At 67.5% G+C, this 23,192-nt stretch carries 16 protein-coding genes; 10 read left to right on the top strand and 6 right to left on the bottom strand.

What is annotated here, in order from left to right; translation table 11 throughout:
- Nucleotides 1–18: 18 nt before the first annotated feature.
- The 5 genes from hslU to OP497_RS02720 form a co-directional block, all read right to left on the bottom strand.
- Nucleotides 19–1,341, bottom strand: a complete 1,323-nt coding sequence (hslU, locus tag OP497_RS02740; RefSeq protein WP_280546329.1) for an ATP-dependent protease ATPase subunit HslU — start codon at nt 1,339–1,341, stop codon at nt 19–21.
- 2 nt (nt 1,342–1,343) lie between these two features.
- Nucleotides 1,344–1,862 carry an ATP-dependent protease subunit HslV gene (gene hslV, locus OP497_RS02735; protein WP_280546328.1) on the bottom strand — a complete coding sequence of 173 codons (519 nt, stop codon included), beginning with the start codon at nt 1,860–1,862 and terminating at the stop codon, nt 1,344–1,346.
- Nucleotides 1,863–2,007: 145 nt separating this feature from the next.
- Nucleotides 2,008–2,721, bottom strand: coding sequence for an SPOR domain-containing protein (locus tag OP497_RS02730; RefSeq protein WP_280546326.1), 714 nt, complete (start codon nt 2,719–2,721; stop codon nt 2,008–2,010).
- A gap of 3 nt (nt 2,722–2,724) precedes the next feature.
- On the bottom strand, nt 2,725–4,410 hold the full coding sequence (gene argS / locus OP497_RS02725; protein WP_280546325.1) for an arginine--tRNA ligase: 1,686 nt from the start codon (nt 4,408–4,410) through the stop codon (nt 2,725–2,727).
- 210 nt (nt 4,411–4,620) lie between these two features.
- On the bottom strand, nt 4,621–6,864 hold the full coding sequence (locus tag OP497_RS02720) for a primosomal protein N' (protein WP_280546323.1): 2,244 nt from the start codon (nt 6,862–6,864) through the stop codon (nt 4,621–4,623).
- Nucleotides 6,865–7,023: 159 nt separating this feature from the next.
- Between OP497_RS02720 and rpmE the strand changes: the two genes are divergently transcribed.
- Nucleotides 7,024–7,236, top strand: coding sequence for a 50S ribosomal protein L31 (gene rpmE / locus OP497_RS02715; RefSeq protein WP_250059604.1), 213 nt, complete (start codon nt 7,024–7,026; stop codon nt 7,234–7,236).
- 262 nt (nt 7,237–7,498) lie between these two features.
- On the top strand, nt 7,499–8,770 hold the full coding sequence (locus OP497_RS02710; protein ID WP_280546321.1) for a malic enzyme-like NAD(P)-binding protein: 1,272 nt from the start codon (nt 7,499–7,501) through the stop codon (nt 8,768–8,770).
- 142 nt (nt 8,771–8,912) lie between these two features.
- On the opposite strand, the gene OP497_RS02705 is transcribed toward OP497_RS02710, so the two are convergent.
- Complete coding sequence (locus OP497_RS02705; RefSeq protein WP_280546320.1) at nt 8,913–11,441, bottom strand: penicillin-binding protein 1A; 2,529 nt, start codon at nt 11,439–11,441, stop codon at nt 8,913–8,915.
- 264 nt (nt 11,442–11,705) lie between these two features.
- On the opposite strand from OP497_RS02705, the gene pilM reads away from it, so the two are divergent.
- The 8 genes from pilM (at nt 11,706) to gltB (ending at nt 23,172) form a co-directional block, all read left to right on the top strand.
- Nucleotides 11,706–12,767: a type IV pilus assembly protein PilM gene (gene pilM / locus OP497_RS02700; RefSeq protein ID WP_280546319.1), complete on the top strand. Its 1,062-nt coding sequence runs from the start codon at nt 11,706–11,708 to the stop codon at nt 12,765–12,767.
- Nucleotides 12,764–13,324: a PilN domain-containing protein gene (locus OP497_RS02695; RefSeq protein ID WP_280546318.1), complete on the top strand. Its 561-nt coding sequence runs from the start codon at nt 12,764–12,766 to the stop codon at nt 13,322–13,324. The genes pilM and OP497_RS02695 overlap by 4 nt, the downstream gene beginning before the upstream one ends.
- A complete protein-coding gene (locus tag OP497_RS02690) occupies nt 13,321–13,950 on the top strand; it encodes a type 4a pilus biogenesis protein PilO (RefSeq protein WP_280546317.1) in 630 nt (209 codons plus the stop codon). The genes OP497_RS02695 and OP497_RS02690 overlap by 4 nt, the downstream gene beginning before the upstream one ends.
- Before the next feature lie 20 nt (nt 13,951–13,970).
- A complete protein-coding gene (locus OP497_RS02685; RefSeq protein WP_280546315.1) occupies nt 13,971–14,477 on the top strand; it encodes a pilus assembly protein PilP in 507 nt (168 codons plus the stop codon).
- Between the two features lie 60 nt (nt 14,478–14,537).
- Nucleotides 14,538–16,676 (top strand): type IV pilus secretin PilQ, encoded by a 2,139-nt coding sequence (gene pilQ, locus OP497_RS02680; protein WP_280546314.1) that lies wholly within the window; start codon nt 14,538–14,540, stop codon nt 16,674–16,676.
- Complete coding sequence (gene aroK / locus OP497_RS02675; protein ID WP_280546308.1) at nt 16,676–17,218, top strand: shikimate kinase AroK; 543 nt, start codon at nt 16,676–16,678, stop codon at nt 17,216–17,218. Before pilQ ends, aroK begins: the two co-directional genes overlap by 1 nt.
- A 4-nt stretch (nt 17,219–17,222) precedes the next feature.
- The gene (gene aroB / locus OP497_RS02670; protein ID WP_280546307.1) at nt 17,223–18,329 is read left to right on the top strand and encodes a 3-dehydroquinate synthase; all 1,107 of its coding nucleotides are present in this window, start codon (nt 17,223–17,225) and stop codon (nt 18,327–18,329) included.
- A 394-nt stretch (nt 18,330–18,723) separates the two neighbouring features.
- Complete coding sequence (gene gltB, locus OP497_RS02665) at nt 18,724–23,172, top strand: glutamate synthase large subunit (RefSeq protein ID WP_280546306.1); 4,449 nt, start codon at nt 18,724–18,726, stop codon at nt 23,170–23,172.
- Nucleotides 23,173–23,192: the final 20 nt, after the last annotated feature.

Below are 23,192 nucleotides of genomic sequence, written 5' to 3'. Positions count from 1 at the left end.
TTACAGCTTATAGCTCGTTCAAAGAATGTAACGAGACAGGTCCTCGTCCATCGCCAGCTCGCCGAGCTGGGAGTCGACGTAGGCGGCATCGATCGACAGCGGGCTGCCGAAGTCGCCTCCCAGGTACGAGGCCTCCTCGAGCAGGCGTTCCATCACCGTGTGCAGGCGGCGGGCGCCGATGTTCTCGGTGCCCTCGTTGACCTTCCAGGCGATCTCGGCGATGCGCGCGATGCCCTCCTCGGTGAAGGTGACCTCGAGCCCCTCGGTGGCCAGCAGCGCCTGGTACTGCTTGGTCAGCGCGGCGGAGGGCTCGGTGAGGATGCGCTTGAAGTCCTCCGGTGTCAGGGCGTTGAGCTCGACGCGGATTGGCAGCCGGCCCTGCAGCTCGGGGATCAGGTCCGACGGACGCGACAGGTGGAAGGCGCCGGAGGCGATGAACAGGATGTGGTCGGTGCGCACCATGCCGTGCTTGGTGGAGACCGTGGAGCCCTCGATCAGCGGCAGCAGGTCGCGCTGCACGCCCTCGCGGGAGACCTCGCCGCCGCTGGACTGGCCGCTGCCCTTGCAGACCTTGTCGATCTCGTCGAGGAAGACGATGCCGTTCTGCTCCACCGCCTCGACGGCGCGGCTCTTGATGTCGTCCTCGTTGACCAGCTTGCCGGCCTCCTCGTCGCGCAGCAGGCCGAAGGCGTCCTTCACCGCCACCCGGCGGATCTCGCTCTTCTGCTTGCCCATGCCGGCGAAGAGGTTCTGCAGCTGGCTGGTCATCTCCTCCATGCCCGGCGGGGTCATGATATCGACGCCAGACCCCTGGGGGGTGACCTCGATGTCGATCTCCTTGTCGTCGAGCTGTCCCTCGCGCAGCTTCTTGCGGAAGATCTGGCGGGTCGAGCTGTCCTGGCGGGGCGCGTCCTCCTGGCCGCGGGGCGGCGGCAGCAGGGCGTCGAGGATGCGCTCCTCGGCGGCATCCTCCGCACGATGGCCCACCTCGGCCTTGGCCTGCTCGCGCACCAGCTTGATGGCGGCCTCGGTCAGGTCGCGGATGATCGATTCGACGTCGCGGCCCACGTAGCCCACCTCGGTGAACTTGGTGGCCTCGACCTTGATGAAGGGGGCGCCGGCCAGCTTGGCCAGGCGGCGTGCGATCTCGGTCTTGCCCACGCCGGTGGGGCCGATCATCAGGATGTTCTTGGGCGTCACCTCCTGGCGCAGCTCGCCATCGAGCTGCATGCGACGCCAGCGGTTGCGCAGGGCGATGGCCACGGCGCGCTTGGCGTCCTGTTGGCCGACGATGTACTGGTCCAGCGCGTGGACGATCTCGCGGGGGGTCATCCGGGTCATGGTCAGAGCTCTTCCAGGGTGACGTTGTGGTTGGTGAACACGCAGATGTCACCGGCGATGGCCAGCGACTTCTCGGTGATCTCGCGGGCACCGAGGTCGGTGTTCTCGAGCAGGGCACGGGCGGCGGCCAGGGCGTAGTTGCCGCCGGAGCCGATGGCGATGATGCCGCCCTCGGGCTCTACCACGTCACCGTTGCCGGTGATGATCAGCGAGGCGTCCTTGTTGGCCACGGCGAGCAGCGCCTCGAGACGGCGCAGGGCGCGGTCGGTGCGCCAGTCCTTGGCCAGCTCCACGGCGGCCTTGACCAGGTTGCCCTGGTACTTCTCCAGCTGCGCCTCGAAGCGCTCGAAGAGGGTGAAGGCGTCGGCGGTGCCGCCGGCGAAGCCGGCCAGGACCTGGCCGTGGTAGAGGCGGCGCACCTTGCTGGCGTTGCCCTTCATCACGGTATTGCCCAGCGAGACCTGGCCGTCACCGGCCAGCGCCACCTGGTCACCGCGGCGCACGGAAACGATCGTGGTCATGGAGGGGACTCCTTGGGGGAGCGGAGGGCTCCCGATGACTGGCGGCGCCGCGGATAGGGCCGGGGCGCCGTAGATGAACTCAGGAAGGTAGTGCGGGCGGAGGGCGAGGAATTCAACCTTGGTCGTGCCTCCCTCGTCCGGGGGGTCAGTTCTGCAGCTGGATCAGCAGCGGCTCGATGCCCTGGGTGACCATCAGGTCCTGGGCGCGGTTGAGTTCGCGCCGGTCGCTGTAGGGGCCGACCTGGACCCGGTGCCAGGTGTCGCCGCCGCCGGCCTTCACCTTGCTGATCTTGGCGAGCAGGCCGAAGTCGCGCAGCCGGCCCGCCAGCTTGCTGGCATCGCCCGCCTCGCGGAAGGAGGCGGCCTGCAGCATGAAGCGAGAATCGGCGTCCGAGGCGCTCGTCGCGGCGGGCCGTGTCGTCTCTTCGGCCTCCATGTTGGCGGCGATCACCTGGGCGATGGGATCGTCGCTGGTCGCCGCTTCGGGCGTCTCGGGGCGCTCCGGCGGGGTAGCCGTGGAGGCCGGCACCTTGCCGCCCGGGGCGATCACCTCGGATTCCGGCAGCAGGGTGTAGAACTCGAAGGTCGGCATCGGCGGCTCCTCGGGGGTGGCGGCCGGTTCGCCTTCCCGGGAGTCCTGGCGGTCCCCAGGCTTGGTCAGCACCGTGGCCAACGGCGAGTCGCTGCCTTCCTGCCAGGGGGCGATGCCCTGCTGGTGCTGGGCCAGCAGGAAGCCGGCTACCAGGCCGACCAGGCCCCACAGCCAGCCCGGGATGCCGCGGCGTGGGGACGGGGCGGCGCGGCGCCGCGGGCTGCTGGTGGCGCCGCGCTTCTTTGCTGGCTGCTTGCGGGTGGCCATGGCTTACATCTCCTCGGGCGCGCCGACACCCATCAGGTCGAGGCCGTTGCGCAGGACCTGGCGCGTGGCCAGCCCCAGCGCCAGCCGGGCGTTGCGCGGGGCATCCTCGTCGACCATCACCTTCACCGCGTTGTAGCAGGTGTGGAAGTCGGCGGCGAGGTCGAGCAGGTACTGGGCGATCTGCTGGGGCTCGTGGGCGGCGGCGGCGTGCTGGATCACCTCAGGATAGCGGGCCAGGCGGTTGAGTAGCGCCTTCTCCTGGTCGCTGTCGAGCAGGGCTAGCTGCGCCATGGCCAGGGCGTGGTCGAAGGGCCGGTCCTCGGCCTCGGCCTTGCGCAGCATGCTGCACACCCGGGCGTGGGCATACTGCACATAGTAGACCGGGTTGTCGTTGGACTGCGAGCGGGCCAGGTCGATGTCGAAGGTGAGCTGGGAGTCGGCGCGCCGCGCCGCCAGGAAGAAGCGGGTGGCATCGCGGCCCACCTCGTCAATCAGGTCGCGCACCGTGACGTAGCTGCCGGCGCGCTTGGAGAGCTTCACCTCGACCCCGGAGCGGGTGACCATCACCATCTGGTGCAACACATAGTCGGGCCAGCCCTTGGGAATGCCGGCCTCGAGGGCCTGCAGCCCGGCGCGTACCCGGGTCACGGTGGAGTGGTGGTCGGCGCCCTGCTCGTTGATCACAGTCTCGAAGCCGCGTTGCCACTTGTCGAGGTGGTAGGCGACGTCGGGCAGGAAGTAGGTGTAGTGGCCGTCGGACTTGCGCATCACCCGGTCCTTGTCGTCGCCGAAGTCGGTGGTGCGCAGCCACAGGGCGCCGTCCTGTTCAAAGGTATGGCCCTTCTCGATCAGCCGTGCGGCGGTGGCCTCGACCTTGCCCTGCTCGTAGAGCGAGGACTCCAGGAAGTAGACGTCGAACGTCACGCCGAAGGCCTTGAGGTCGAGGTCCTGCTCGCGGCGCAGGTAGGCCACGGCGAACTCGCGGATGGCGTCGCGGTCGTCCGGGTCACCTGCCGCCGTGACGTGACGGTCATCGGCATGCACCGTCTCCCCGGCCAGGTAGGCGTTGGCCACATCGATGATGTAGCCTCCGCGGTAGCCGTCCTCCGGCCAGCCCGGGTCGCCGGGATCGATGCCCTGGACCCGCGCCTGTACCGAGCGCGCCAGGTTGCTGATCTGGGCGCCGGCGTCGTTGTAGTAGAACTCGCGGGTCACCTCATGGCCGGTGGCCTCGAGCAGGCGGCTGATGCAGTCGCCGATCGCCGCCCCGCGGCCATGGCCGACGTGCAGCGGCCCGGTGGGGTTGGCGGAGACGAACTCCACCTGCACCCGGCGACCCTGGCCAGTGAGGCTGCGGCCATAGGCATCCCCGGCCTCGAGCACCTGGCGCACGACCTGGGCGGCGGCGTCGGTGGCGGCGAAGAAGTTGACGAAGCCAGGGCCGGCGATCTCCACTTTCTGCACGGCGTCGCTGGCCGGCAGGGCCGCGACCAGCGCCTCGGCCAGCTCGCGGGGCTTTCGACCGGCCGGCTTGGCGAGCATCAGCGCCAGGTTGGTGGCGTAATCGCCGTGGGCCTTGTCGCGGGTCGGGTCGACCTTGATGCTCGGCGCGAGATCGGCGGGCAGCACGCCCTGCTGCCGGAGGTGGTCCAGGGAGCCCTCGAGCAGCGCGATGATGGTCTCTTTCATGGAAATGTCCGGTGTCCTGTGGCGTGGGCGGTGCGGGGCGACCGCCGGGCGAGTCTGGGGCGCCATTATCGGCAATCGGCGCCGGGCTTTAAAGCCCGGCCGGGCTTCGCCCGGAGCTGTAAGCCATAAGCGTTACGCTATAAGAGAAAGCCCTTGCCATCGGCAGCACCAAAAACAGCCTCAGGGCTTACGGCTTACGGCTTACGGCTTTCAGGCCAGCGTCTGCGGGTCGATATCCAACGACCAGCGTACCCGTCGCGCCTCGGGACGGCCCTCGAGCCAGGCGACCAGCCAGGCACCGGCTTCGTGCAGCTGGCTGCGGCGGTCGGCGGCCAGCATCAGCTGCAGGTGATAGCGGTTCTGGCGCCGTTCCATGGGGGCCGGAACCGGCCCCAGGCAGTCGACCTCGAGGCCTCGCTCGCCGATCCGCTGGCGCAGGGCCTCGGCGGCCAGGCCACCCAAGTCGACCACGGCCGCCTCGCGGGGTGCCTCCAGCCGCAGCAGGGCCAGGAAGCGGAAGGGCGGCAGCCGGGCCGCGCGGCGCTCCTCCAGCAGCTGGCTGGCGAGGGCGTCGTAGCCACGCTCGGCCAGCAGGCGCAGGTGCGGGTCGTCGGTATGCAGGGTCTGCACGAGTACCCGGCCAGGGTGGGCGGCGCGGCCGGCGCGGCCCGCCACCTGCTCGAGCAGCTGGGCGCTGTGTTCCAGCGCCCGGAAGTCGCTGGCATAGAGCCCGGCATCGGCATTGACCACCACCACCAGAGTGACATGGGGCAGGTGGTGGCCCTTGGCCAGCATCTGGGTCCCCACCAGCAGGCAGGGTTCGCCGCGGCGCACCTCGGCCAGCATCTGCTCGAGGGCGTCGCGGCGCCGGGTGCTGTCGCGGTCGATGCGGTGCACCGGCACTTTGGGGAACAGCGACGCCAGGGTCTCCTCGGTGCGCTCGGTGCCGCTGCCCAGGGGGCGCAGGTCGACGCTGTGACACTCGGGGCAGGTGTCGGGGAGGGCACGGCGACGGTCGCAGTGGTGGCAAGCCAGCAGCGGCGGCTGTCGGTGCAGGGTCATGCGGGCATCGCAGTGGTCGCACTCGGCCATCCAGCCGCAGGCGTGGCAGGCCAGGGTGGGGGCGAAGCCTCGACGATTGATGAAGACCAGCACCTGGTGGCCGGCGGCCAGGGTCTCACGCACCGTCTCGATCACCGGCGGGATCAGTCCGCCCTGGCGGCGGCGGCCGCGCAGGTCGACGAGCTCGAGGCGGGCCGGGGCATGGCGGCTGGCCCGGCGGGTCAGGCGCAGGTGGCGGTAGTCGCCGTGCAGCGCCCGCTGCAGGGACTCCAGCGACGGCGTGGCGCTGCCCAGCAGCAGCGGGATGCGGTGGCGGTGGGCACGGGCCACGGCCAGGTCGCGGGCATGGTAGCGCAGGCCGTCCTGCTGCTTGTAGGAGCCGTCGTGCTCCTCGTCGACGATGATCACCCCGGGGCGGGCTAGGGGGGTGAAGATGGCCGAGCGGGTGCCCAGCACGATGGGCGCCCGGCCGCTAGCGGCGGCTTCCCAGGCATCGAGGCGCTCGTGATCGGTGAGCCCCGAGTGCAGGGCCACCACCGGCGCCCGGAAGCGGCGGCGGAAGCGGGCGAGGTTCTGGGGCGTCAGGCCGATCTCGGGGACCAGCACCAAGGCCTGGCGGTGGCGGCCGATGACCGCCTCGATGAGCTGCAGGTAGACCTCGGTCTTGCCGCTGCCGGTGACGCCATGCAGCAGGCAGGGGTGGAAGCCGTCGAGCCGCTCGTGGATGGCGGCCAGCGCCACCGCCTGCTCGCGGTTGAGGGGCAGGGCGGGTTCGGTCAGCCCCGCGTCGCCCCTGACCGCCGGTGAGGCCGCCAGGGGTTCCTCGCGATGCGCCACCAGGCCCTTGTCGGCCAGGGCGCGCAACTGGTCGCGGCTGAACGACTGGGCGAGGATCGCCTGGCTGACCAGCCCATGGGGATGCTGGCGCAGCATGCTCAGCAGCTCGGCCTGGCGGGGGGCCCGGGCCAGACCCGGCGGGGCGTCCTGGCGGCCGGCCACGGTCACGCTCCAGCGCTCGCGGGTGCGGGCCTCGAGCGCCCGGCCCTGGCGCAGCAACGCCGGCATCGCCTGCTGGAGGGTGTCGCCGAGGGCATGCTGGTAGTAGCGGGCGGCGAAGCGGCACAGCCACAGCCAGTCGGCGGGCAGCGGGGCGTCGTCGAGGCAGCCCGCCACCGGCCTGAGGCGTGACAGCGGCAGCTCGCTCTCATCGCGGCACTCCACCACCACGCCGACCACCTCCCGGCGGCCGAAGGGCACCGTTACCCGCAGGCCGGGCTGCCAGCCCCCCGGGGGAGACTCGCCGCAGGGGCGATAGTCGAACAGCCGGCGCAGCGGCGAGGGCACGGCAACGCCCAGTACGCGTGGCACGGGCGGGCAGGGGGAATCGGGCAATTGGCCTCCGGCGTCGGTTCTGCTAGAATGCTCCGCCGCTGCGGACACCCAGAGTGCGTGGGAGGGTGCGTGGCGGCAACCGGTTCGCATCGACAGACAACCCGTATGCGGTGCCTGGCAGAAGATCAGGTGGCGGCATACAGCTTCATGAGGCTCAAGATGAAACAAGGTATCCATCCGGATTACAAGACGGTCACCGCGACCTGTTCCTGCGGCGCCACCTTCGAGGTCGGCACCACCGCCGGTCACGACTTCTCCCTGGACGTCTGCTCCCAGTGCCACCCCTTCTATACCGGCAAGCAGAAGCAGGCGACCACCGGTGGTCGCGTCGAGCGCTTCAACAAGCGCTTCGGTGCTGCCATCAAGCGCTGAGCCGCCTGGCCCATCGCACCATCGAGAAACCCGCCTATCATGGCGGGTTTCTTTATGCCCGGCTGTCGGCGCTCCCGTTGGCCGCCTGCTGGCCGCGGGGATAAGCGAAGCGTCGTGGCTGGAGGGGTTAGCCATAAGTGTCGGCAAATGGTCTCAACGTCTTCAAACGAGCGTACATCAGGGAGATATCTGGCGAGTTGAGCGCGCCGGGCTTTTTGTATACGCTAGCCGGTCTCTAACTGTTTTACCGGATCCTCTCAGCATGACTGACGCGAAGAAGAAGGCGGCGCTGGACTACCACGCGAAACCCATCCCCGGAAAGCTGTCGGTGGAGCTCACCAAGCCCACCGCCACCGCCCGGGACCTCTCCCTGGCCTACAGCCCGGGCGTGGCGGAGCCTGTTCGCGAGATCGCCAGTGACCCGGAGAACGCCTACCTCTATACCGGCAAGGGCAACCTGGTGGCCGTGATCTCCGACGGCAGCGCCATCCTCGGTCTCGGTAACCTGGGGCCGCTGGCCAGCAAGCCGGTGATGGAGGGCAAGGGGGTGCTGTTCAAGCGCTTTGCCGGCATCAATTCGGTGGATATCGAGGTCAACGCCGAGAGCCCGCAGGCCTTCATCGACACCGTGGCGCGTATCGCCGACACCTGGGGTGGCATCAACCTCGAGGACATCAAGGCCCCGGAGTGCTTCGAGATCGAGCAGGCGCTGGTCGAGCAGTGCAGCATCCCGGTGTTCCATGACGACCAGCACGGTACAGCCATCGTCACTGCCGCGGGTATGCTCAATGCCCTGGCGATCGCCGGCAAGTCGCTGGACAGCGCGCGCATCGTCTGCCTGGGGGCCGGCGCCGCGGCCATCGCCTGCATGAAGCTGCTGGTCTCCTGCGGCGCGCATCCCGAGAACATCGTGATGCTCGACCGCAAGGGGGTGATCCACAGCGGTCGCGAGGACCTGAACCAGTACAAGGCGATGTTCGCCGTGGAGACCGACAAGCGCACCCTGGCCGATGCCATCGAGGGCGCCGACGTCTTCGTCGGTCTTTCTGGGCCGGGGCTGATGAGTGCCGTTCACATCCGCAGCATGGCCTCCAATCCGGTGGTCTTCGCCTGCACCAACCCCGACCCGGAGATCCACCCCGACGTGGCCCGGGAGGCGCGCCCGGACGTGATCATGGCCACAGGCCGCTCCGACTACCCCAACCAGGTCAACAACGTGCTGGGCTTTCCCTTCATCTTCCGCGGGGCGCTCGACGTGCGCGCCACCCGCATCAACGAGGAGATGAAGGTCGCCGCTGTCCACGCCCTCAAGGATCTCGCCCGCGAGCCGGTGCCGAAGGAGGTGCTCGAGGCCTACGAGATGGACGAGATGCACTTCGGGCCGGAGTACATCATTCCCACTCCCGTGGATGTCCGTCTGCTCGACCGGATCTCCTCGGCGGTGGCCCAGGCCGCGGTGGACTCCGGGGTGGCACGCAAGCCCTATCCCTCGCATTATCCGCTGAAGACCATAGACGACGTTTACGGTGGTTAAGCTTTAGTGCCTTCAACTGCACACACGACACCGCCGGCCCTGAGGCCGGCGGTGTCGTGTGTGCAGTTGAGGATGTCGGGAAACCGAGGATGTGGTGGCCGGGCGGCGTCCCTGCCGCCCGGTGCGGGGTGCGGGTGTTGATCTAGAAGATGGCCTCGTAGGCGCCGGTGCCCTGGGAACCGCTCTCGCGCTCGACCTCACGCTCGACGCGACGCGGCTGGAAGTCCGGCAGATGGTCGGCCATGAACAGCTCCTCGATGCCGCCGCTCTGCCCCTCGCGCAGCAGGCGGCCGGTGTCGGGGTCGACCCGTTTGGTGACCACCTGCTCCGGCCGATCGGGCCAGCGCTCCGGCTGGCCCTCCAGGGCCTGGCTCATGAAGTCCATCCAGATCGGCAGGGCGGCCTGAGAGCCGTACTCGGCGGTGGGGGTGTTGTCGTCCTTGCCCACCCAGGCGGTGGTCACCAGGTCGCTGTTGAAGCCGGCGAACCAGGCATCGCGCTGGTCGTTGGTGGTGCCCGTCTTGCCGACGATGTCGCTGCGGCCGAGCTCCAGGGCCTTGCGCGCGGTGCCGCGCTCGACCACGTCGCGCAGCATGTCGCGCAGGATGTAGACGGCGGCGGGGTCGGCGACCCGGGGAGCGACCTCGAAGGTCTCGCCGTCGCGCTCGACGGTCTGCTGGCCGTCGCTACAGTCGCGACAGGCGACGCGCGGGCTGGCCTCGTCGATGACGGTGGTATCATCGATGCGGGTCACCCGCTCGATGAACCAGGGCGACACCTTGAAGCCGCCGTTGGCCAGCACCGCATAGGCGTTGGTCATCTCCAGCGGGGTCAGGCTCGCGCTGCCCAGCGCCAGGGAGAGGCCGCGCGGCAGCTGGTCGCCGGCGAAGCCGAAGCCCTGGAGGAACGCGATGGTGCGATCCAGCCCCAGGGCCTGCAGCACGCGGATGGTGACCAGGTTGCGCGAGTGCGCCAGGGCATCCCGCAGCCGGGTCGGGCCGAGGAAGTCGCCGCTGGAGTTCGCCGGTCGCCATAGCTCGTTGCTGCCGTCCTGCACCACCACGGGGGCATCGTTGACCACGCTGGCCGGGTTCATCTCGCCGCTGTTGATCGCCGCGAGGTAGATGAAGGGCTTGAAGATCGAGCCGGACTGGCGGCGGGCCTGGGTGGCGCGGTTGAACTTGCTGGCATCGAAGTCGAAGCCGCCCTGCAGGGCCAGGATGGCACCGGTGTCGGGGGCCATCGCCACCAGCGAGCCCTCGGCGTCGGGGCGCTGGGAGAGACGCCAGCTGCCGTCTTCCCGTTGCAGGATGCGCACCAGGTCGCCGCGGCTGGCGATCTCGCTGGCTGAGCCCGGGGCGGCCCCCCGGCTCCTGGCGCTGCGATAGGGGCGCGCCCACTCCAGGCCGGCCCAGTCGAGGGTGTGCAGCTCGCCACCGCGAACCAGCACCTGCATCTCGCGGCCTTCGTTCTCCACCACGATGGCTGGCTGCAGGGGGCCATAGGCAGAGGTGCGCTCGAGCACCTGCAGCCAGTTGCTGACATCGCCCTCGACGCCCTCGACCTCGGTCTGGCTGCGCTCGGCGGCGCGACGGGCGGTCTGCATGATCTCGGGCGACTCGGCGAGCTCCTCCTCCAGGCCCTCGCGTCCGGTCTGCTCCTGGGCCTCGGCCAGGCTGCGCGGGAGGTCGGTCTGCTCGGGGCCGCGCCAGCCGTGCCGGGTGTCATACGTGATCAGGCCGTTGGCCAGGGCCTGGCCGGCCAGCGGCTGCAGCTCGCTGTCCAGGGTGGTATGGATGCGATACCCGCCGGTGTAGGCTCGGTCGCCGTAACGCTCCACGGCGAACTGGCGAGCCATCTCGGCGACGTAGTCGGCTTCCACCTCGAGCTGGGCCAGGTGGCGCCGCGCGGTCACCGGGGCCTGCACGGCGTCGTCGTAGGCCGCCTGGTCGATGATCCCCAACTCCCGCATGCGGAACAGGATCCAGTTGCGGCGGATCAGCGCGCGCTCGGCGTTGGCCAGCGGGTTAAAGGCGGAAGGCGCCTTGGGCAGGCCAGCGATCATCGCCGTCTCGGCCAGGGTCAGCTCGGCCAGCGTCCGATGGTAGTAGACCTCTGCGGCGGCGGCGATACCGTAGGCGCGATTGCCCAGATAGATCTTGTTGACGTAGAGCTCGAGGATCTCCTCCTTGGAGAGGATCTGCTCCATCTGCAGCGCCAGCAGGATCTCGCGAATCTTGCGGGTGAAGGTCCGGTCCAGGGTGAGCAGGTAGTTGCGCGCCACCTGCATGGTGATGGTTGAACCCCCGGACTGGATGTCGCCACCGCTGGCCACCAGTTCCACGGCGGCACGCGCCAGACCCTTGGGGTCGACGCCGCGGTGCTCGAAATAGGTGGTATCCTCGGCGGCCAGCAGGGCCCCGATGAGTGCCTGGGGGATCTCCTCATACTCCACCGGCGTGCGGCGCTCCTCGCCGAACTCCCCGATCAGCTTGCCGTCGCGGGTGAAGATACGCAGCGGGGTCTGCAGCTCGAAGTCCTGCAGCTGGCGCACATCGGGCAGGCCGGGGGCGAAATAGAGCGCGGCACCCACTACGCCCAGTATCCCGGCGGCAAAGAGCGAGACCAGCAGCCAGAGGAGAGAGACAACCAGGGTTTTGAGTAACTTCATGAAAACGCAGTATCCATGCTGGGAACGGGGGCGGAATGGTGGCGATGAAGAGGCCTTCCCTTGCGGTTGCCATTATAGGAAGCCGAGGAGGTGGTCACCAGCGTTGACATGCGGTGACACCGTCATTCGTGTGAGATCCGGAAATATCATGTAACCTTCGATTACGGATCGGGTATGATGAATTTCATGTGTTCCACTTCGGTTCGGAATGGATAATCATAATGAGCGGCACGCCGCATGGACCAGGCAGGGGCATGACTCAAGATGCGACTGAGAGCATCCGGCAAGGGACTGGTCGGTGTCGACATCACCTCGGCAACCGTCAAGGTCATCGAACTCAAACGCGATAGTAGCCACTACCAGGTTGAAAGCTACGCCGTACGGCCGCTGCGCGAAGGCGCCGTGATCGAGCGGCGCATACGCGACATGTCGGCCGTGGTGGACGCCCTCAAGCGCGCCGTGGACCATGCCCGGCCGGGGTCGCGCAATGCCGCCGTGGCCGTGCCGGCCAGTGCCGCCATCACCAAGACCCTCACCTTGCCCGCCTCCCTCGATGACGACGAGATCGAGGCGCGCATCCAGCTCGAATCTGACAAGCACATCCCGTTTCCGTTCAGTGAGGTCGCCTTCGACTTCCAGCGGCTGGGGCTCAACTCGCGCTACGGCGACCAGCAGGACGTGCTGCTAGTCGCCTGCCGCCAGCAGGATGTCAATCAGCTGACCGAGGCCGTGCTGCAGGCCGGGCTCACCCCGGCGGCCGTGGATGTCGAGATTTTCGCCATGGAGCGCGCCTTCCAGGAGCTTCGCCACCAGCTGCCCGCGACCGAGGTCGAGCAGGAGTGCGTGGCCCTGGTGGATATCGGCGCCACCATGAACGCCTTCCATGTGCTGCGCGAGGGGCGCGTCACTTACAGCCGCGATACCGTGTTCGGTGGTCGCCAGCTTACCGACGAGATCCGCAATCGTTACGGCCTGACCCTCGAGGAGGCGGGTCTGGCCAAGAAGCGCGGCGGCCTGCCCGATGACTATCAGCGCAGCGTGCTCGACCCCTTCCTCGATACTCTGGTTCAACAGGTGGGTCGCTCGCTGCAGCTCTACTATACCGCTGGTCGCAAGCTGGAGGTGCGGCGAATGATCCTGGCCGGTGGCACCTGCGTGCTGCCGGGGCTGGCGGAGCGCCTGGCCGAGGAGAGCGGCATGGAGGTGGTGATCGCCAACCCCTTCCGGCGCATGAAGGTGAACCCCCGCATCGACGTCCCGACCCTGGCCGGCGATGCCCCGGCCATGCTCACGGCCTGCGGCCTGGCGATGAGGGTAGGCAAATGACCATCGAGATTAACCTGCTTCCCTGGCGAGAGGAAGAGCGTGCCCGGCGCAGCAAGCGGTTCTTTATGGCGCTGGCGTTGATGGCGCTTATTGGTCTCGGTGGTGGCTATGGTGCGACCTGGTATCTCGATCAGCGGTTGAGTGCTCAGCAGGAGCGGAACCGGTTCGTCGAGGCCGAAAGCAAGCAACTGGATGCCGCTATCCGCGAGATTAGTGATCTGGAGGAGATTCGACAGACCATGGAGGCACAGGTGCGGGTCTTCACAGAGCTTCAAGCGGGACGAGGCTTGACGGTTCATGTCTTCAATGACCTGGTAACCAGCCTTGTTGACGGCGTGTATTACACGCAGCTTAACCGTCAGGGGGATAGCCTGCGGATGGCGGGTGTGGCTGAGAACAACCGGCAAGTGTCGGATCAGTTGCGAGCGCTGGATGCGGCGCCCTCTCTGAGCGAGCCAGTGCTTTCCGAAGTCGAGACTGCCAACGACGAGATGCGTCGCTTCAACCTTAGCGTGAACCAGCTGATGCCCGATGGAGAAGGCACGGAGGCGCCATGAATCTATCCACGGAGGTTCGTCGACTGCGTGATATGGACTGGGGGGAGCTGGATATCAAGGAATCCGGCGGCTGGCCCTTCCTGCTGCAATTGATCTGCTGCTTGCTGGCCTTGGGTCTGACACTCGCCGGCATGTACTGGTACCTTGCCGCGCCCAAGTTCGAGGAACTGGGTCAGGCCAGGACAGAGGAGGCTCGTCTGATCAGGGATTACCAGAGCAAGGCGGCGCAGGCGGCACATCTGGAAGTCATGCGCGAAGAGATGGCCATTCTGGAGGAGCGCATGAACACGCTCAGAGATATGCTGCCGACGGGCGCCGAAGTGCCTTCCCTGATCGATAACATCAGTGAAGCGGCGATCAGCAATCAACTTTCCATCGAGTTCATTCGTCTGCGCAGCCCCGTCTCTCAGGAATTTTATGTCGAGCAGCCATTCGATATTCGAGTGCGGGGTGGCTACCACCGTATTGCGGAGTTCTTGGCAAATGTCGCCAGCCTCCCGCGCATCGTCACCCAGCACGACTTGACGCTCGAGCCCATGGAAGCTGCCGGTGGCGAACAACTACAGTTATCCATGCTTGCCCGCACTTACAGTTATCGCCAGTCGGGAGAGGAGGAGGCACCGTGACAAGAGCAAGCGGATGCCACGTGCTTCTCGCCCTCGGAATGGGGTTGCTGACGGCCTGTGCAGATCCTGAGCTACGAGCTCTCGAGCAGGAGTTGGAAGAGGTTCGGACGGATCCGGGTGAAGTGCCTCGTGTAGAACTTCCGGAAATTCCGCAGATTGATCGGGTGGCGTATACCAAGAGCGATGATAGGAGCCCCTTCGAACCTCGACGAATGCAGGATCAGCGTGAAGTGCCTCAGACCAGTGAGCTTGCTCCTCCGCCAGATCGACCCCGTGAGCCGCTCGAGGCCTACGACCTCTCCGAGCTGGATCTGGTCGGGACCTTGACGGTAGGCGGAGAGCCATCGGCGCTGGTGCGGGGGCCCGATGGCAAGGTGCATCGGGTCCGGATCGGCAACTACATGGGGCTGGATCATGGACGTATCGTGAGTATCACGGATGCCTCAGTGGTACTGGTAGAAACCGTGCTTGAGCGAAACGCCTGGCAGGAGCGCTCCAGGCAAATTGCCCTCGGTGAGGGCGAATAGAACAGTTCACGCCATGTCGCCGGAATGGAGGTGGCAGAGGTCCGCAGGGGGAAGGGAACAATGCAACCGATGATTCGTGGTCTCGCACTCGTGGCACTGCTGGTAATCGCCACGTCCGCCGCGGCGGCTTCCACCCTCACCGCTCTGGACTTTCGCCAGGGCAGTGACGGAGCGCTGGAAGTGGATCTCGACTTCCGAGGGCCGGTACCCGAGGTTCGCGGCTATCGCCTCGACGACCCGGCCCGGCTGACCATCGACCTGATGGACACCGACAGCGCCCTGGAGCGGCGTCGCGAGGAGCTCGGCATCGGCGGAGTCGAACGGGTTACGGCCCTGGAGGCCGGCTCGCGCACGCGCCTGGTCTTCGAGTTGGAGGGGCCTCTACCCTATGACACTCGTCAGCAGGGCGACCGCCTGCGTCTCTCCATCGGTGGCGGAGCCGGCCAGCCGCCGGCGGCTTCGACCACGACCGCTACGACCACCGCCTCAACGAGGCCGAGCCGGGACACCGCCATGGCGTCCGGCCGACCGAGCATCCAGGACATCGACTTCCGCCGCGGCGGCGACGGGGCCGGGCGGCTGGTCGTGACCTTCAACCGCACGGGGGTGGATGCCCGGGTGCGCGAGAGCGGGCGCAACCGCATCGTCGCCGAGCTACGCGGGGTCGAGATGCCGGCCTCCCTGGACCAGGTCTACGACGTCAGCGACTTCGGCACGCCGCTCAAGCGCGTCACCCCGCGGGTGGGACGCGATGGCGTCACCCTGGATATCGAGGGCGAGGGCGGCTTCGCCATGGTCTCCACCCAGAGCGGCCGCCAGCTGACCATCGAGGCCCAGCCGGTCACCCGGGAGGAGCGTGAGGAGCGCGCCCGCGAGCAGTTCCCCTATACCGGCGAGCGCATCACCCTGAACTTTCAGGACATCGAGGTGCGTTCGGTGCTGGCGATCATCGCCGACTTCACCGGCCTCAACCTGGTGGCCAGCGACAGCGTGACCGGCCGCGTCACCCTCAACCTGCAGGACGTGCCCTGGGACCAGGCCCTGGATCTAGTGCTCAAGAGCCACGGCCTGGCCAGTCGCCGGGAGGGCAACGTCATCGTGGTGGCGCCGGCGTCGGAGCTCGCCCAGCGCGAGCAGATCGAGCTTCAGGCCCGCGAGCAGCTCGAGACCCTGGCCCCGCTGGAGACCGAGTACATCCAGGTCAAGTATGCCAAGGCCGAGGATATGGCCCGCCTGCTGCGTGGCGAGGAGGGCTTTGGCCTGCTCTCGGAGCGGGGCCGGGTCGCCGTGGATGCCCGTACCAATACCCTCTTGATCCAGGATACCGCCCAGAACATCGACACCATCCTGGCAACCTTCGAGACGCTGGATGTGGCCGTACGTCAGGTGCAGATCGAGGCGCGTATCGTTATCGCTCGCGACAGTGCCACACGTGAACTGGGCGTTAACTGGGGAATTTCATCTCCTAGGGGCGATGGCCGCCTCGACCTAGGTGGAGCTTCGTCGGGCAGTCCGACTGCGACCTACGGTGATGACTTCAGCGGCCAGCGTGAGTCCCGAGGCGAGTTCACGGGCCGCTATGACGACCCGAGTGGTGAAGTCTTTCGCCGCGGCGGTCTGGCCGTGAATATGGGCAGCTCCGATGTCGCGAACACGGCCTTCAGCTTCGGCTATCTCTCTGGGGATATCCTGCTCGACCTGGAGTTGCGCGCCCTGGAGAGCGAGGGTAAGAGCCAGACCATCTCACAGCCGCGGGTGATCACGGCCAACCAGCGTACCGCGGTGATCAAGCAAGGCACCGAGATCCCCTATCAAGAAGCGACCTCCAGCGGTGCGACCGATACCGAGTTCAAGGACGCGGTGCTGTCCCTGGAGGTGACGCCGCAGATCACTCCGGATAATCGCATCATCATGGACCTGGTGATCAACAACGATACGGTGGGGCAGCTCTTCAACGGCGTGCCTTCCATCGATACGAACTCCATCGAGACCCAGGTGCTGGTGGATAACGGCGAGACCGTGGTGCTGGGTGGAATTCTCACTACCGAAGAAGTTCGAAGCTTATTCAAGACGCCCTTCTTCGGTGACCTGCCGGTGATCGGCAACCTCTTCCGCTATACCGAGAACACCAATGATAAGGTAGAGTTGCTGGTATTCATCACGCCCCGAATACTGGACGACAACCTGGCCATTCGCTGATGCAGGCACTACCCAACCTGATACTGATCGGCCCCATGGGGGCCGGCAAGAGCACCATCGGCCGCCTGCTGGCGGCCGAACTGTCACGCGCGTTCTACGACAGCGACCACCAGATCCAGGCGCGCTGCGGCGCCGACATCCCGTGGATCTTCGACGTCGAGGGCGAGGCGGGCTTCCGCGATCGTGAGACCCAGATGATCCGCGAGCTGACCCGTCACGACGGTGTGGTCATCGCCACCGGTGGCGGCGCCGTGCTGCGCGAGGAGAACCGCCGGGTGCTGCGCGAGAGTGGCACCGTCATCTATCTGCTCACCACTGTGGAGCAGCAGCTGCGGCGCACCGCCAAGGACCGCAACCGACCGCTGCTGCAGCACGGCGACCGCGAGCAGCTGCTGCGCGACATGTTCGCGCTGCGTGACCCCCTCTACCGCGCCACCGCCGATGTGGTGGTGCGCACCGACCGGCGCGGCCCGCGTGCCGTGGTCAACGAGATCGTGCGGCGCGTCACGCGCCTGGTCGATCCCCTGCAATGCAAGGCCTGACGCCATGAGCGATTCCCGCAAGGCTCCGAGCACCCTCGAGGTGGCGCTGGGCAGCCGCAGCTATCCCATCCACATCGGCCCCGGGCTGCTGGGCGATCCTCGCTGGTTGGCCCCGCACCTGGCCGGGCGCCAGGTCATGGTGGTGACCAACGAGACGGTGGCGCCGCGCTACCTGGCACGCCTCAGGCAGGGGCTCGGCGATGACCTCGACGTGCGCGAGCTGGTGCTGCCCGATGGCGAGGCCACCAAGACACTCGCCAGCGTCGAGCGGATCTGGGATACCCTGCTGGCGGCCGGCTTCAACCGTCGCTGCACCCTCATTGCCCTGGGCGGCGGGGTGATCGGCGACATGGTCGGCTTCGCCGCGGCCTGCTACCAGCGCGGCGTGGCCTTCGTGCAGGTGCCGACCACGCTGCTCGCCCAGGTCGACTCCTCGGTGGGGGGCAAGACGGGGGTGAACCACCCGCGGGGCAAGAACATGATCGGCGCCTTCTGGCAGCCGCGGGCAGTGCTGGTGGATACCGACACCCTGGCGACGCTGCCGGCCCGCGAGCTCTCCGCGGGGCTCGCCGAGGTGATCAAGTACGGCCTGATCCGCGATGCCGACTTCCTGGCCTGGCTGGAAGCGCAGATGGACGCCTTGCGCGGCCTCGACGCCGCCGCTCTGACCCGGGCCATCGAGTGCAGCTGTGCCCTCAAGGCCGAGATCGTCGCCGAGGATGAGACCGAGCAGGGGGTGAGGGCGCTGCTCAACCTCGGTCATACCTTCGGCCATGCCATCGAGGCCCACCAGGGCTACGGCCACTGGCTGCATGGCGAGGCCGTGGGCACCGGCATGCTGATGGCCGCCGAGCTCTCCCGGCGGCTGGGCTGGCTGAGCGATGCGGAGGTGGCGCGCACCCGGGCGATCATCGAGGCCGCTGGCCTGCCCCTGGCGGCCCCGGCGGACATGTCGGTGGACGACTTCCTCGCTATCATGCGTCTCGACAAGAAGAACCTCGACAGCCGCCTGCGCCTGATCCTGCTGCGCACCCTGGGCGAGGCCTGCATCCATGACGCGACCCCAACCGAGACCCTGGCCGCGCTGATCGAGGCGTTCCCACGCCGCTGATGCCGACCAGCGCCTGCCTGCCTGATGACGCCCGCCCTGCGCGGGCGTCGTCGTGTCGGGACAAGCATTTGCATGGCGTATGCCGAATCGGCATGGGGAAATGGGAAGATATTAGCCTAAAGTCTAATACATTCTCCGGCGCGTGGCTGGGCCTTGCAAGCCATTGAGATAACGGGTTTTTTTGGATTATTTTCGGTGCAAGTCGCGGATTTGTCGATGGTTTTTCATGGCGTGCGGGGGCGAAATATTGCGCGGTGGGGGCGGCTCTGGCTATGCTGGTCAGCCTTTTGTCGAGCAGTTGTGCGGCCGCTTCAGGCGCAGCATGAAATAAGAAAAAGCGATAATGATAACATGTGATGACTGCCAAAGAAACTCTTCAACCTGAGGCACGCCCATGAACAGAGGTCTTCATCAGCCTGGCGAGTTCCGCGACAACTGCGGGTTCGGCCTGATCGCCCATATGGAGGGCCAGGCCAGCCACGACCTGCTCAAGACCGCCATCGAGTCCCTGACCTGCATGACCCACCGTGGCGGTATTGCGGCCGACGGCAAGACCGGCGATGGCTGCGGGCTGCTGCTCCAGATGCCCGATGCCTTCATGCGCGACGTCGCCAAGGAATCTCTCGGTGTGGAGTTGGGCGAGCACTTCGCCGTGGGCGTGGTGTTCCTGCCTGACGACGACGCCCGTGAGGCCCGCGGCCGCGAGACCCTGGTCGCCGAGCTCGAGGCGCGTGGCCTGCGGGTGGCCGGCTGGCGCGACGTGCCGGTGGATGCCAGCGTTTGCGGGCCCATGGCACTCGACTGCCTGCCGCGGATCCGCCAGCTGTTCGTCGAGCCGGGCGACGACGAGGTCGGCCACTTCGATGTGGACCTGTTCATGGCCCGCCGCCGCGCCGAGGAGACGCTGCGCGACGACGAGGACTTCTATGTCTGCTCGCTCTCCCGCGAAGTGGTCTCCTACAAGGGGCTGATGATGCCGGTGGACCTGCCGGCCTTCTACCCCGACCTGGGCGACGAGCGCCTGGAGACCGCGATCTGCGTCTTCCACCAGCGCTTCTCCACCAACACCGCCCCGCGCTGGCCGTTGGCCCAGCCGTTCCGCCTGCTGGCCCACAACGGCGAGATCAATACCGTGGAGGCCAACCGCGGCTGGGCCAACTCGCGCAAGGAGAACTTCTTAAGCGACAGGCTGCCCGAGATCGTCGGGCTCGACGAGATCGTCAATACCACCGGGTCGGACTCCTCGAGCATGGACAACATGCTCGAGGTGCTGCTCACCGGCGGCATGGAGCTGCATCGCGCGGTGCGCATGATGGTGCCGCCGGCCTGGCAGAACGTGGAGCTGATGGACGGTGACCTGCGCGCCTTCTACGAATACAACTCCATGCACATGGAGCCCTGGGATGGCCCCGCCGGGGTGGTGATGACCGATGGTCGCCAGGCCGTCTGCATGCTCGACCGCAACGGGCTGCGCCCGGCCCGCTGGGTGATCACCAAGAATGGCTACATCACCCTGGCCTCGGAGGTCGGCACCTACGGCTACAAGCCCGAGGACGTGGTGGCCAAGGGGCGTGTCGGCCCGGGTCAGATACTGGCCGTGGACACCGAGACCGGCGAGGTGCTGCATACCTCGGACATCGACGAGCGCCTCAAGTCCGCCTATCCCTACAAGCGCTGGCTGAAGCAGGAGGCCCAGTACCTGGAATCGGCGCTGACCGAGCTCGCCAGCTTCCAGAACATGGACCCCGAGGCCCTGCTCACCCAGCAGAAGATGTTCCAGGTCAGCTTCGAGGAGCGCGACCAGGTGCTGCGCCCGCTGGCCGAGAGCGGCCAGGAGGCCGTGGGCTCCATGGGCGACGACACCCCCATGGCGGTGCTCTCCGGCAAGCAGCGGATGCTCACCGACTACTTCCGCCAGAAGTTCGCCCAGGTCACCAACCCGGCCATCGACCCGCTGCGCGAGGCGATCGTGATGTCGCTGGAGACCTGCGTCGGCGCCGAGCTCAACGTCTTCAAGGCGACCCCGGAGCACGCCCACCGCATCATCCTGACCACGCCGATCCTCTCGCCGCGCAAGTTCGCCGCCCTGGTCAACCAGGAGGACCCGGCCTTCACCAGCCACACCCTGTCGCTGGGCTATGACCCCCAGGAGATCGGCCTCAAGGGGGCGATCCATGAGCTCTGCCGCCAGGCCGAGGAGGCGGTCAACGACGGCAAGGTGATCCTGGTGCTCAGCGACGGCGAGCTGGACAAGGGGCGGGTGCCCATCCATGCGGCGCTGGCCGTGGGTGCGGTGCACCACCACCTGGGCCGCCTGGCCCTGCGCCCGCGCTGCAACATCGTGGTGGAGACCGGTTATGCCCGCGATGCCCACCAGATGGCGGTGGTGTTCGGGGTGGGGGCCACCGCGGTCTTCCCCTGGCTGGCCTACCAGGTCATGGCCGACATGCACCATACCGGCGAGCTGGTCGGCAACCCCGCCGATGCCCGGGAGAACTACCGCAAGGGCCTGCAGAAGGGGCTGTTCAAGATACTGTCCAAGATGGGCATCTCGACGCTCGCCTCCTACCGGGGCTCCCAGCTGTTCGAGGCGGTGGGCCTCGCCTCGGAGGTGGTCGAGCTGTGCTTCACCGGCATGGCCTCGCGCATCGAGGGCACCGGCTTCAGCGAGCTGCAGCTGCAGCAGGAGCTGCTGGGACGCGAGGCCTGGACGCCGCGCAAGGGCGTCCCCCAGGGCGGCCTGATGAAGTACGTCCATGGCCACGAATACCACGCCTACAATCCCGATGTGGTCATGTCGCTGCAGGAGGCGGTCCAGGAGGGCGACTACGCCAAGTGGAAGACGTTTGCCCGGCTGGTCAACGAGCGCTCGCCGGCCACCCTGCGTGACCTGCTCGGGCTCAGGCCTGCCACCGAGCCGCTACCGATGGAGGAGGTCGAGGCGGTTGAGGACCTGCTGCCGCGCTTCGACAGCGCCGGGATGAGTCTCGGCGCCCTCTCACCCGAGGCCCATGAGGCCCTGGCCCAGGCCATGAACGAGGCCGGCGGGCGCTCCAACTCCGGCGAGGGGGGCGAGGACCCGGCCCGCTACGGCACCATCCGCTCCTCCAAGATCAAGCAGATCGCCTCCGGGCGCTTCGGCGTCACGCCGGCCTACCTGGTCAATGCCGAGGTGCTGCAGATCAAGGTGGCCCAGGGCGCCAAGCCCGGCGAGGGCGGCCAGCTGCCCGGCGGCAAGGTCAACGAGCTGATCGCCCGGCTGCGCTACTCGGTGCCCGGCGTGACCCTGATCTCGCCGCCGCCGCACCACGACATCTACTCCATCGAGGACCTGGCGCAGCTGATCTTCGACTTGAAGCAGGTCAACCCCGATGCCCAGGTCTCAGTGAAGCTGGTCTCCGAGCCCGGCATCGGCACCATCGCTACCGGCGTGGCCAAGGCCTACGCCGACCTGATCACCGTCTCCGGCTACGACGGCGGTACCGCGGCGAGCCCGCTGACCTCGATTAAGCACGCCGGCAGCCCCTGGGAGCTGGGCCTGCCCGAGGTGCACCAGGCGCTGCGCATCAACGGCCTGCGCGACAAGATCCGCCTGCAGACCGACGGCGGCCTGAAGACCGGCCTCGACGTGGTCAAGGCGGCGATCCTCGGCGCCGAGAGCTTCGGCTTTGGCACCGCGCCCATGGTGGCGCTGGGCTGCAAGTACCTGCGCATCTGCCACCTCAACAACTGCGCCACCGGCGTGGCCACCCAGATGCAGTACCTGCGCGACGAGCACTTCCGCGGCACCGTGGACATGGTCAAGCACTACTTCCGCTTCATTGCCGAGGAGGTGCGCGAGCTGATGGCCCTGCTGGGTGTGCGCAAGCTCACCGACCTGATCGGTCGCACCGACCTGCTGGAGGTGCTGGAGGGCGTCACCGCCTCCCAGCGCAAGCTCGACCTGTCGGGGCTGCTGGGCAACGACTTCGTGCCGCAAGACGCGCCGCAGTTCTGTGCGGTCAGCCGCAACGTCCCCCATGACCCGGGGGCCAAGAACCAGGAGGTGCTCGAGGCCCTGAAGGACGCCATCGAGGCGAAGTCCGGCGGCGAGTTCGCCTTCACCATCACCAACTGCGACCGCAGCGTCGGGGCGCTGACCTCCGGGGCCATCGCCAAGCGCTATGGCGAGGCGGGGCTCGAGGATGCGCCGGTCACCGCGCGCTTCACCGGCGTGGCCGGCCAGAGCTTCGGCGTCTGGAATGCCCGCGGCCTAAATCTCTACCTGGAGGGCGATGCCAACGACTATGTCGGCAAGGGCATGAACGGCGGCAAGGTGGTGATCGTGCCGCCGGCCGGCAGTGCCTTCGAGAGCCACCGCACCGCCATCATCGGCAATACCTGCCTGTACGGCGCCACCGGCGGCAAGCTGTTCGCCGCGGGTACCGCCGGCGAGCGCTTCGGGGTGCGCAACTCCGGCGCCCATGCGGTGATCGAGGGCGCCGGCGACCACTGCGGCGAGTACATGACCGGCGGCCTGGTCTGCGTGCTCGGCGAGGTGGGCGTCAACTTCGGCGCGGGCATGACCGGCGGCTTCGCCTACGTGCTCGACGAGGACCGCACCTTCGTCGACAAGTACAACCATGAACTGGTGGAGATCCACCGGGTGAACACCGAGGTCATGGAGGCCTATCGGCGTTATCTGCGGGAGATCATCGAGGAGTACGTGGCCGAGACCGGCTCCGCGCGCGGCCGCGCGATTCTCGAGGACTTCAGCGACTTCGTCCGTCACTTCTGGCTGGTGAAGCCCAAGGCCGCGAGCCTGGGCAGCCTGCTGGCCCAATCCCGGCGTCAGCCGGAATAAGAGTCGGCGTCAGCCGGAGT

Origin of the sequence: Halomonas sp. 11-S5, from assembly GCF_029889825.1 — a bacterium.
GTDB lineage: Bacteria > Pseudomonadota > Gammaproteobacteria > Pseudomonadales > Halomonadaceae > Halomonas.
This window is presented reverse-complemented; position numbering and strand designations above follow the sequence as displayed.